The 11000-nt window shown below is 39.3% G+C and carries 11 protein-coding genes and 1 pseudogene; 2 read left to right on the forward strand and 10 right to left on the reverse strand.

The window, feature by feature from the left end:
- Positions 1-70 precede the first annotated feature (70 nt).
- The 7 genes from JW794_06605 to hflK all read right to left on the reverse strand — a co-directional run bounded on the left by JW794_06605 (position 71) and on the right by hflK (position 5477).
- The gene (locus tag JW794_06605; GenBank protein MBN2017776.1) at positions 71-775 is read right to left on the reverse strand and encodes a UMP kinase; all 705 of its coding nucleotides are present in this window, start codon (positions 773-775) and stop codon (positions 71-73) included.
- Between the two features lie 4 nt (positions 776-779).
- Entirely contained in the window at positions 780-1370 is a 591-nt protein-coding gene (tsf, locus tag JW794_06610) for a translation elongation factor Ts (protein ID MBN2017777.1), read from the reverse strand.
- A 14-nt stretch (positions 1371-1384) separates the two neighbouring features.
- Positions 1385-2386: a 30S ribosomal protein S2 gene (rpsB, locus tag JW794_06615; protein ID MBN2017778.1), complete on the reverse strand. Its 1002-nt coding sequence runs from the start codon at positions 2384-2386 to the stop codon at positions 1385-1387.
- A gap of 102 nt (positions 2387-2488) precedes the next feature.
- The gene (rpsI, locus tag JW794_06620) at positions 2489-2875 is read right to left on the reverse strand and encodes a 30S ribosomal protein S9 (GenBank protein ID MBN2017779.1); all 387 of its coding nucleotides are present in this window, start codon (positions 2873-2875) and stop codon (positions 2489-2491) included.
- A 17-nt stretch (positions 2876-2892) separates the two neighbouring features.
- The gene (gene rplM, locus JW794_06625) at positions 2893-3324 is read right to left on the reverse strand and encodes a 50S ribosomal protein L13 (protein ID MBN2017780.1); all 432 of its coding nucleotides are present in this window, start codon (positions 3322-3324) and stop codon (positions 2893-2895) included.
- Between the two features lie 232 nt (positions 3325-3556).
- The gene (gene hflC / locus JW794_06630; GenBank protein ID MBN2017781.1) at positions 3557-4495 is read right to left on the reverse strand and encodes a protease modulator HflC; all 939 of its coding nucleotides are present in this window, start codon (positions 4493-4495) and stop codon (positions 3557-3559) included.
- Between the two features lies 1 nt (position 4496).
- Positions 4497-5477, reverse strand: a complete 981-nt coding sequence (gene hflK, locus JW794_06635) for an FtsH protease activity modulator HflK (GenBank protein MBN2017782.1) — start codon at positions 5475-5477, stop codon at positions 4497-4499.
- Positions 5478-5662: 185 nt separating this feature from the next.
- On the opposite strand from hflK, the gene JW794_06640 reads away from it, so the two are divergent.
- Positions 5663-6295, forward strand: a complete 633-nt coding sequence (locus JW794_06640) for a hypothetical protein (GenBank protein ID MBN2017783.1) — start codon at positions 5663-5665, stop codon at positions 6293-6295.
- 144 nt (positions 6296-6439) lie between these two features.
- On the forward strand, positions 6440-7852 hold the full coding sequence (locus JW794_06645) for an aldehyde dehydrogenase family protein (protein ID MBN2017784.1): 1413 nt from the start codon (positions 6440-6442) through the stop codon (positions 7850-7852).
- Positions 7853-7922: 70 nt separating this feature from the next.
- Here the strand turns inward: JW794_06645 and JW794_06650 are convergent, their stop codons facing one another.
- The 3 genes and pseudogenes from JW794_06650 to JW794_06660 all read right to left on the reverse strand — a co-directional run bounded on the left by JW794_06650 (position 7923) and on the right by JW794_06660 (position 10988).
- The gene (locus tag JW794_06650; GenBank protein ID MBN2017785.1) at positions 7923-8345 is read right to left on the reverse strand and encodes a hypothetical protein; all 423 of its coding nucleotides are present in this window, start codon (positions 8343-8345) and stop codon (positions 7923-7925) included.
- Between the two features lie 63 nt (positions 8346-8408).
- Positions 8409-9530 (reverse strand): annotated as a pseudogene (locus tag JW794_06655) (transglutaminase domain-containing protein).
- A gap of 12 nt (positions 9531-9542) precedes the next feature.
- Entirely contained in the window at positions 9543-10988 is a 1446-nt protein-coding gene (locus tag JW794_06660) for a TldD/PmbA family protein (GenBank protein ID MBN2017786.1), read from the reverse strand.
- Between the last annotated feature and the right edge of the window lie 12 nt (positions 10989-11000).

Raw genomic sequence — 11000 nt, forward strand, 5'->3', positions numbered from 1 at the left:
CCTCGTGCGATCTTCCAGAGCTGCATCGCAAAGTAAATCGAGTTGTAAAAACCACCAGCTGTTCAATGTGCTATTCTATGATACTTCCAAAATTATCTTCAAATACAGCTTTGGAAATATTGCCAAGATCTTTGATATTGAAAACCTTAATTTTAAGATGATTATTTTTTGCCAGTGAAATTGCAGTAAGATCCATTACTTTGAGGTTCAATTCTATATAATCATTATAGGAAATCGTGTCGAAGATCGTTGCATCGGGATATTTTACGGGATCTCTGTCATACACACCATCAACTTTTGTACCTTTGAAGAGGATGTCAGCTTCGATCTCAAGTGCACGGAGAACTGCAGCAGTATCAGTAGTGAAATAAGGATTTCCTGTTCCTCCTGCAAAAAGCCCTACTTTGCCTGCACGGAGTGCTGACTGTGCCACCTCAGAAGAGAAACATGTGCCGATCGATGCAACTGATTTTGCAGTAAACACTTCTGAGAGCACGTGATACTCACGAAGCTTCTCATGAAGCACAATTGCATTCTGTACAGTTGCAAGCATACCGATAGCATCGGCTTCTGGACGTCTCATTCCTTCAATGGCAGAGGTAGCTCCTCTAAAAAAGTTCCCACCGCCAGCAACGATACCTATCTCCAGTCCTTTTGTGTGCAGGTCAACGATCTCTTTTACAACTCTGGTAACAGCATCATTTTCAATTCCAAAGGAATTATTCCCCTGCAGAATTTCACCGCTGATCTTCAAGAGTATTCTTTTATATTTCACAGATTTAACCTATATGATAACGAGCATACTTCTTTATATTTATATTTTCACCAAGCTTGAGTACTGCATCGGAGATAAGTTCTTTGACTGTGATATCTTCGTTCATAATAAAGGGCTGACTCAAAAGGCAGTTTTCTGTATAATATTTTTTTATCTGACCTTCAACGATCTTATCGACGATATTCTCAGGTTTTCCTGCTTTAAGTGCTCTTTCTCGATAAATCTCTTTTTCAGCTTCAACAAGTTTGGGATCGAGATCTTCCTCAGCAATTGCAAGTGGATCAGTGGCTGCGATGTGCATTGCAATTTTATTTGCAAGCTCGGTAAAGTCGTCTGTTTTTGCAACAAAGTCTGACTCACAGGCAATCTTAACCAACACACCAAGTTTTGCTCCAGGATGAATATATGCATGAATGATACCTTCGTTGGACTCACGCTCTGATTTTTTCTCTGCTTTTGCTAATCCACTGGTTCTCAGAATTTTAACGGCTTCTTCAAGGTTGCCATCTGCATCCTTGAGTGCCTTTTTGCACTCCATTAATCCAACACCAGTTTTATCTCTTAATTCTTTTACTAATTTTGCTGTAATTTCCATAATAGCTCCGTATATTATTTTTGATGAACCAATCCAAGATGGATCTTCAAACCACGCTTGGAGGAGAATGTTTTACCACAGTCGGGGCATTCGAAACGTTTCTCTTTCTTTTCTTCAGGTTCTTCTTTCGGTTCTTCTACTTTTTCTGTATCTTTAGCTTTTGATTTTTTCGCTTTTTTCTCTTCTTTAGGTTGAGGTTCTTCAATCTCTTCTTCAACAACATCCTCTACATCTTCCACATCTTCTTCAGGTTCTTTTGCAACCTCTTCAGTTTCAACTATCTCTTGTACTTCTTGTTTTGCTTCAAATTCTGAAATATCGCCACCTTCGGCTGCAATTCTTTTTCCTTCGATTACTGCTTCAGCCATAATATCGCAAATGAGATTTACTGATTTCATTGCATCATCATTTCCTGGTATGACATAATCGATGCCATCAGGATCGCCGTTTGTATCAACAATTGCAACGATAGGAATATCGAGATTCTTTGCTTCGTTTACTGCATTTTTTTCATATACAATATCAGCGATGAACAAAGCAGAAGGCACCTGTTCCATATCCCTGATTCCACCAAGAGCACTCAGTATTTTATCATACTTCCTTTGCATTTTGAGTATCTCGAGTTTGGTGAATTTATTGATCTCACCGGTTTCCTGAAGATTCTCAAATTCATCGAGTTTGGAAATACTCTGACGGATGGTTTTAAGATTAGTAAGTGTTCCACCATACCATCTGTTACTGATAAAGAACTCGTCGCATTTCTCAGCAGCATTCTGAATACCTTCGGATACCTGCTTTTTTGTTCCGACAAACAGAATTCTTTTACCTTTTGCTGCGAGTTCTCTGATAAAGTAGTACGCTTGATTGATGGCTTCGAGGGTTTGTTTTAGATCAATGATGTGAATCCCATTCCTTTTAATGAAGATGTAGCGCTTCATTTTAGGATTCCAGCGTCGAGTTTGATGACCAAAATGAACACCAGCCTCGAGAAGACTTTTCATTTCAACGACACTCATGTGTGTCCTCCAACGGTTATTATTTTAACTTCATCAGCACTGCATATATTCGAACCAGCCGAACACCGTTTGCAGCTCAGAAGTTAATTGATTGAATATATTTTATCTCTTTGAATACTGATATGCTTTACGTGCTTTTGCAAGTCCGTATTTCCTGCGTTCCTTTTCACGTGCATCTCGGGTTAGAAGTCCTTCTTTTTTCAGTATAGCACGTAATTCAGGATCATATTCTAAAAGGGCTCTGCTGATTCCAAGACGGATAGCTCCGGCTTGACCGGAAAGTCCCCCACCACGAACATTGACCTTCATGTCAAATCTCTCTGATTGTTCAATGAGCTTGAATGGTTCTTCAACGATCATCTCGAGGGTTTCTCTACTGAGATAATCTTTCATAGTTTTATTATTGATGATCCTTTTTCCGGTTCCTTTGGAAAGACGAACACGGGCAACGGCATTTTTGCGCCTGCCAACTGCATCAAAATATTGCATATATGTTTCTCCTACAATTAAGAAATCTTTATCTCTTCAGGTTTTTGTGCCTGATGATTGTGCTCTTTGCCAGTATAAATTTTCAATCGCTTGAGCATTCTGTCGCGAAGCTTATTTTTGGGAAGCATTCCCTTTACTGAATGAATAATAATCTGATCAGGTTTGTTTTCTTTCATTCGATGATAGGAAATAGTCTTTTGACCACTTGGATATCCAGAATATCGTTTGTATTCCTTAACAAATTCCTTTTGTCCTGTAACTTTTACCTTATCCGCATTCAGGATGATCACGAAATCTCCCATATCAAAGAAGGGAGTATAGGTTGGTTTATGTTTACCGCTGAGAAGCTCTGCAACCTTGGTGGATAATCTACCAAGAACAACTTCTTCAGCATCGATCACAAACCAGCGATGCTCAATATTATCGACTTTTGGCAACGTCGTTTTCATTATGTCTCCTAAAAATTCTCACTTCGCTTATACAACGATATTTATGACATTTTCAATAAGTAGTGCCATAAAGTTTGTGCCCTGAAACCCTTGTCAAGTTTAACAATAGTACGGACACAATGCTTGTTTAAGTCCCATAAGATAAGACTATTTGCTTTATTCGCAACTATATTTTTATGGAAGAAATATTTACTCGATTATTCAGAGAAATCTATCAAAATCTTTTTGAATATTACTCCATCTTCTTCAGAAATTTATAGTAATCACCATCGGTTGTCATGATGATCGTGTTCGTGCTATCAATGGTTCTTTCATATGTTTCAAGCGTTTTCAGGAACTCATAGAACTCTGGATCTTTGTTGTAAGCATTTGCATAGATCTTTATCGCAGAAGCATCTGCCTTACCTTTGATCTCCTGGGCTTTCTGATATGCTGTTGATTGGATCAAGTCGAGTTCCCGCTGCATTTTACCCAAAATTTCAGAGGAATTTCCACTACCTTCCGACAAATACTTGGCAGCGATCTTATTGCGTTCGGAGATCATGCGTTCGAATACTTTTGACTGAACTTCGTCATTGTAATTCAATCGCTTTACCCGTACATCGATAAGGTTGATACCGTATTCAGCCACCTTTTCTTTTGAAAGAGCAAAGATTGAATCAGCAATGGTTCTTCGTCCGTTGATGATATTCTCATCCAGCACATCATCTAACTGGCTGTCCGAATACTCTGCTGTAAAGATCATTTCTCTGTTCGAACTTCGAACGATCTCCAATAATTTATTCGAACTTATCACATCCCGTGTTATACCACTAATGATGTCATCCAATCTGCTGTGAGCATTGCTTTCATATCTTGTGGTTTCGTAGAATTTTAGAGGATCGACGATCTGCCATCTTGAGAAGGTGTCGAGCCAGATATAGCGTTTATCCGAGGTTGGTATCTGCTTTGCATCACCGTCCCATTCCAGAATGCGTTTATCAAAATAATGTACTTTTTGCAGGAAGGGAACCTTTATATGGAGCCCAGCTTCTTTAATTGCTCCTCCGACCGGTTTTCCGAATTGTGTGATGATAACTTGCTCACGCTCATCGACAACATAAAAGGAATTGAAGAGTGCTATTAGTGCTAAAATGACAATTATTATAATGAAGATATATGACTTTTTCATTTTAGTTACCTCCTCTATCGAGATTGAGAAGCGGTAAGATTCCCTCCTGAGCATCATCAACGATATATTTCTTGGGAACATTGGGAAGCACTTTTTCCATCATTTCGAGGTATAGTCTCTTTTTTGTGACATCTTTAGCATTTCGATATTCATTGAACATTTGAATAAAACGATTCGCATCACCATTTGCACGATTAACCCTATCGATGGCATATCCTTCTGCTTCTTCGATCGTTCGTTTCGATTTTCCCTCTGCTTCTGGGATGACCTGGTTATACTTCTCCCATGCTTCATTGATGATCCGCTCTTTTTCCTGCTTTGCTGAGTTCACATTATTAAAGGCCGGCTGTACTGGCTTTGGAGGATTCACATTTTGTAGATTAATTGTGACGATTTCAAGCCCTGTATTGTAAATATCGAGTTGTTCCTGGAGCATGAGTTGTGACTGATCAGCAATCTCTTTTCTGTTCAGCACAATGACCTCATCCACACTGCGGTCACCCACGACTTCACGTATTACAGATTCGGATACATCTCGCAACGTCTCTTCGACATTTCTTACTTTAAAGAGGTATTTCACAGGATCCTGAATCCTATACTGTACGATCCATTCAACGTCAGCTATATTCAGATCACCTGTCAGCATGATCGCTTCATTATCATAACTTTTTGAGGAATATTGGGTACGAACTCCAGCCTGGAGAGTACGAAAACCGAATTCTTCTTTGTAAACATGTTTAGTTTTTACTTTGGTTAGTTTATCAATCCCAAAAGGAAATTTGAAATGTAATCCCGGCTGGGTTGTTGAGTGATATTTTCCGAACCTCTGGATAACACCAACCTCTTCAGGATTAACTGTATATAGCCCCGTTGCAAGTAAGATGATCGCAGCGATCACTATCACAATTATCCAGACAGTACGCCGAGACATCTTAAACTGCCGAAAATTGATATCTTCGAACTTAGGTATTGTTGCTTTCATTCTATCTCCTAAATTTCTTACAAATAATATGAGAAATTAATGATCAATTCAATTTCTGGTGATAATGTTTCTTATGAGTATGCTGTCAAGTTTCATACCGAATTCATTATCATCAATGTAAATCTTATCACTGTTAGTTTTTGTTTTTCTTGCCCAATTTTTATTCGCTTTAAAACCTTCGTCCCATGAAAAATATTTGTGATCCCTGGCATCCGGACTACGATTTTGTTGATGAGGTTGAACCAATCAAATTAAGCTACCCTCATGCAGTTTTTACTGGTTCATTTAAGCAAGGAATTTCATCTTATTCTTTAAGTTTCAGAAATGTATCCTCTTTTCTTGGACATATATGCCTGTGTGGTGCTGGAGGATATCGAATCACACAACTCGCATTAGAATATATTAATACAGATCATACTCCTCTTGAAAAAGACAGGTTCACACTCATCAGCAGTAAGGATAATACAATTAGTGATGTTATAGCTTTTATACTCGGTTGTCCAAGGAGGAATGACTCTCAAAAAAATCAATATTTTATCGATGAAACTATAGAAACGAAACGACGGGAATATATCTATAGAATTGAGTATCATCCATTGAAGAAAGCTGTGCAGATATTATACAGAAAGCATCTTCTCGTTGGGAATGAATATATGGATGAATTATGGGAGATCGAGAAAGCCCTTGATAAAAAGCCGGAATCGGTATCCAAAAAGGACAAGATTATTTATAGAACTGCAATGATAAAAATGGTGAGAAATGTCCTTTTTGATGAAGTGCCAGGATTGTTTGAGGTAAAAGAAATTTCATATACGTAAACATGATATGAATCTTGTTTTCCATTAAATACTCTTTTCATGCTTTTTCAACTGCCACATCGTAATAAAATGAAGATCGATGGCAAATAAATTGACATCACTATGTTATAGTTTCTGCTCGATTCAAATCAAAAAGAAGGTGCTATGCAAAAACAATATCCCCTTTTTATCGGTAATACAAAAGTAAAGACTAAAGAGAAACGAACAATTTCATGTCCTCATGACAAAATACCTGTTGGGATAGTATATATTGCAAATGATACCCATATCGATCAAGCAATAAAGAAAGCAGTAAAATGTTTTGAAACAAGCAAAGACATGCCAGCATATGAGCGTTCTGACATACTCTTTTCGATTGCAAAAGATATTGAGAATACAAAAGATGTTTTAGCAGAAACTCTCGCTTTGGAATGCGCAAAAAACATCACTTTTGCCCGAGGTGAGGTAAAAAGAGCAATCCAAACCTTTACTCTTGCTGCGGAAGAAGCAAAAAGAATTAATGGAGATTTCTTCGGACTGGATAGCGTTCCTAAAGGTGCTCATACTCATGCACTTGTGAAACTATTCCCAATCGGACCTGTACTTGGGATCGCCCCTTTCAATTTTCCAATTAACCTTGTAGCACATAAGGTTGCACCAGCAATTGCTGTTGGAAATCCTATTATTATGAAACCTTCTTCACTTGCCCCTATCTCTGCACTGAATCTCGCGGAAATTATCATAAAGTATGTTCCTGACGGTATGCTTTCTGTGCTTCCCTGCTCCGGACCTTCCATAATGAGCGCTGTAAAAAATGAAGACATCAAAATGATCAGCTTTACGGGCAGTCCGGCAGTTGGCTGGAAACTGAAAGATCAGTACAGTAAAAAGAGAATTTGTCTTGAATTAGGAGGCAACGCCGGTCTTATTATCGATGAAGATGCGGATATTGAAGATGCCGTCAATAAATCGATCATTGGTGGTTTTGGATATGCTGGACAGGTTTGTATTCACACACAAAGATTCTATGTTCATAACTCAATATTCAAAGAATTTCTCAACTTGTTTTTGGTCAAAACAAAAGAGATCAAACTTGGTCATCCACTCGATGAAGAAGCATTTCTAAATTGTATGATATCCGAACAGGAAGCGATCAGGGCTGAAAGTTGGATACAGGAAGCTGTTCAACAGGGGGCTGAAATTCTTTGTGGAGGTAAACGAGACGGTACAAAGCTCGAAGCAACCATCCTTACCAAAACAAAGCAGGACATGAAAGTAGAAAAAAATGAAGTATTTGCTCCAGTGGTAACTCTTACTCCTTTTGATGATTTTAAAAAAGCAGTCGGGATGATTAATAATTCAGTTTACGGACTGCAGGCAGGTGTTTTCTCAAATAATCTTAAACATATCAAATATGCTTTCAAAATTTTGGAAGTTGGAGGAGTCATCATCAATAACACACCAACATTCCGAGTTGACCAGATGCCTTACGGTGGTGTAAAGAATTCCGGCTTCGGTCGAGAAGGAGTCCGTTATTCAATCGAAGAAATGACCGAGTTAAAATTGCTTGTGATCTGATACTTGAGAAATCAATTAAAGAAAGCGAGGATGGACATCCTCGCTTTCTTCAATATTTGTTTCGTAAATTTTACCAGAAAATGACTTCCCCTTTTTCAATAGTAAAAATTCTCGGGTCAGGATGCAGGCAATCTTCTTCTACTTTATACAGTGATGCGGGATAGTAATACTCAAAAATCAGTGAATCTGTTGTTGCAATAGTTTCTACCAGTTCATTCCAATCATCTTCTGCCCATACATACCAAGTATATGTGCTGTCGATTTTGATCTTATTCTCTCCACCATGCCCTATCTTCTTTAATATAAATATACTGTCAGTTGGACATCTATCATCTACTATGATATTATCAAAACTGAAAATCTGACCATCCTCATTGAGAATGAAGGGAGCACCAGCAGGAACCGGTTCATAATCCGGCTTCATCTCATTTTCGACCAATACGGAATCGACAATCTCATAAAATACCGGTAAATATGCAATCCTTCTCCCCATATCGGTGAAGGTAACGTTTCTCGAACTATCAACACTTCCCCAATGTATGGGTTGCCAATCATTATCATTGTACACCGCAATATATGCAAATGGAATGTCATCATCTACCTGAACGGATACATCAGAAACAGGCACATATTTATCAGTCACATCTTTAAAATTTTTATAACCAAGCCATGGAGGAGCTTTCATCGAATCAGGCAACACATCTGCTAAAGTATTTTTTTCTTGAGAAAAGACCTTTCGATAGACTTTTGCAATTTTTTCCTGAAGGTTATACTGTCCTGGATTTGCTTCTGCACCCATAAACGGGATCACTTCATCACCGGGAAGCACGATCGCATTCCAGGCATGATTATTGGAACGATCAGGCCAATACGGTGTAAAATCACTGGTTACCGCAAGCCCGTTAGCACGCATCGCATAGATCGTGAAATTCGTCATATCCTCACAGCGGCCATATCCGTTCTTGAGCATCTCTTCAAGTCCCTGATCTGTTGGGTGGTAATAAAATACATCTTTGAAGGTGAATATTTTACGAACGGAATCATTAGTAGCAAAGGCAAGGTGGAGTGGATCTGAAGCCCCGAGTCTCAGCGGTTCAAGACGATGCCAGAAATACAACCGCCAATTTGATAATGGTTCGGAGGAACCCCTGTACGGAAGGATATATTCCCGGAAATCCTCCCATGAATATCCGATTGTCCATGGATACGTTTCATATGCCAGAAAAGCAAGATCGATATGGGTAATAAGGAGTTCGGCTGTCATCGTTTGGACGTCTTCCTGCCTTTCGATCAGCTTGTAATGAAGCTCTCCAAGCTCCTGTTCAAGAGAGTCTAAATATGTCTGAATTTCGTTCGCATTATCAAATTCCATCACATCCAGAGGTGCGATGGTGCCGAGTGAATCAACCAGTTGAACATCCACGAATGAATGATCTGGCATGTACGCGATCAGAAAGGATGCAGCTTCAAACTTTTGAGGATCATCTTTATAGTGATAAAGTACTTTGAGCAGCTCTTTTTTATTACTGCCTGCTTTATCAAGACTTTCTATCACCTTCTCACGATATTCATCCGAAATCATAGGTGTTATCTTTTTCATAGAGTAAGGCTGAAAAACGGAACATGCAGTCATGCTAATTACACTCACGATAATGACGAATATCAGATACTTCTTCATTATTTAAGCTCCTTATTTGCGAACACCAACGGCAACTTTTATGAATCGTGCTGGTGCTGCCCCGTGTGACATTTCAGCTCTCTGTCCCGGCTGCCCTTTACCGCAGTTTGGAACACCCCACAGCTCCCATTCTTCTTCACCGCATATAGCATCACAGCTCTGCCAAAATTGAGGAGTAATGCCTTGATAGGTTGGATTTTTTACGATGCGGACTTTTTTTCCATTTTTAATCTCCCATCCGATCTCTGTAGTGAACTGGAAATTCAGGCGACGCTGATCGATACTCCATGTTTTATTCGTTTCAACAAGAAGACCGTTCTTTGTGTCTGCGATTAGATCATCCAAGGAACCTTGACCGGGCATAAGAGATATATTGACCATCCTGATCATAGGGATATTACTGTAACCGTCTGCCCTGTTACATCCCCTGCTGTGTGAATCGCCAATGACATGTGCCAGCTCACGGTTCGTAAGATACATCTTATACAAACCATTCTGTATCATATGATATCGCTGTGCTCGAACGCCGTCATCATCATAGCCAAAGGTTGCAAGTCCGGTTGGTACAGTTGAGTCTGCGACCACATTAACGATGGGAGAGCCATAATTGAAGTCCTTATACAGATCAGTTGTGAGGAAACTGCGTCCTGCATAGTTCGCTTCCATACCAAGAACTCTATCCAATTCTGAGGGATGTCCAATTGATTCATGGATTTGCAATCCGAGCTGACTTCCTTCAATAATAATGTCCATATCCCTAACCGGGCAATCCGGCGCATCAAGAAGTGCAACTGCTTCATCTCGAACACGTTCTGCATTTTCAACAAATGGAGTTGCAAGAATATATTCATAGCCCATCTGCTTGTATTGTCCTCCAAAAGAAGCAGGATAGGATCGTACCTGCACATTTGGACCATCAACAGCTGTCACAGAATATCCTCCACCGCTACGAAGCAATATCTGCTCGATGAATGAACCTTCTGTTGTAGCAAGCCATTGATGTTCTCTCCAGAAGCTCATTTCCGATTCTGCAACTTTTATCTTATCATTTTTCCTGAGAATCGTATCGATTTTGTTAAGGAGAGAAAGTTTATCCTCAAGCGAAACCGTAAATGGATCAATGATATATGGAGATGTCCATATGTCCTCATGAATCGGTTCTGGTGCAAGCCGGATGCTGTCTTTTCTAAGCGTAGCAGATGCTTTTGCAATATCTACTGCTCGTTTTGCAACTATCTTGATCTCTTGCTTCGTCACAATGGAACTCGATGCAAAACCCCATGAACCATTTGCTATTACACGGATACCAAAACCGAAGCTTTCGGTATTATTGAGTGTTTCAACCTCTCCATTTTTCATGAAGATTTTCTGGTTCTTTGAAATAATTATTCGTATATCCGCATAGGATGCGCCGTGCAAAATTGCTGCATCCAGTGCTAATTGACAAAGATCTTTCATGGTCATTCCTTT

It is taken from the genome of Candidatus Cloacimonadota bacterium, from assembly GCA_016932035.1.
Taxonomy (GTDB): domain Bacteria; phylum Cloacimonadota; class Cloacimonadia; order JGIOTU-2; family JGIOTU-2; genus Celaenobacter.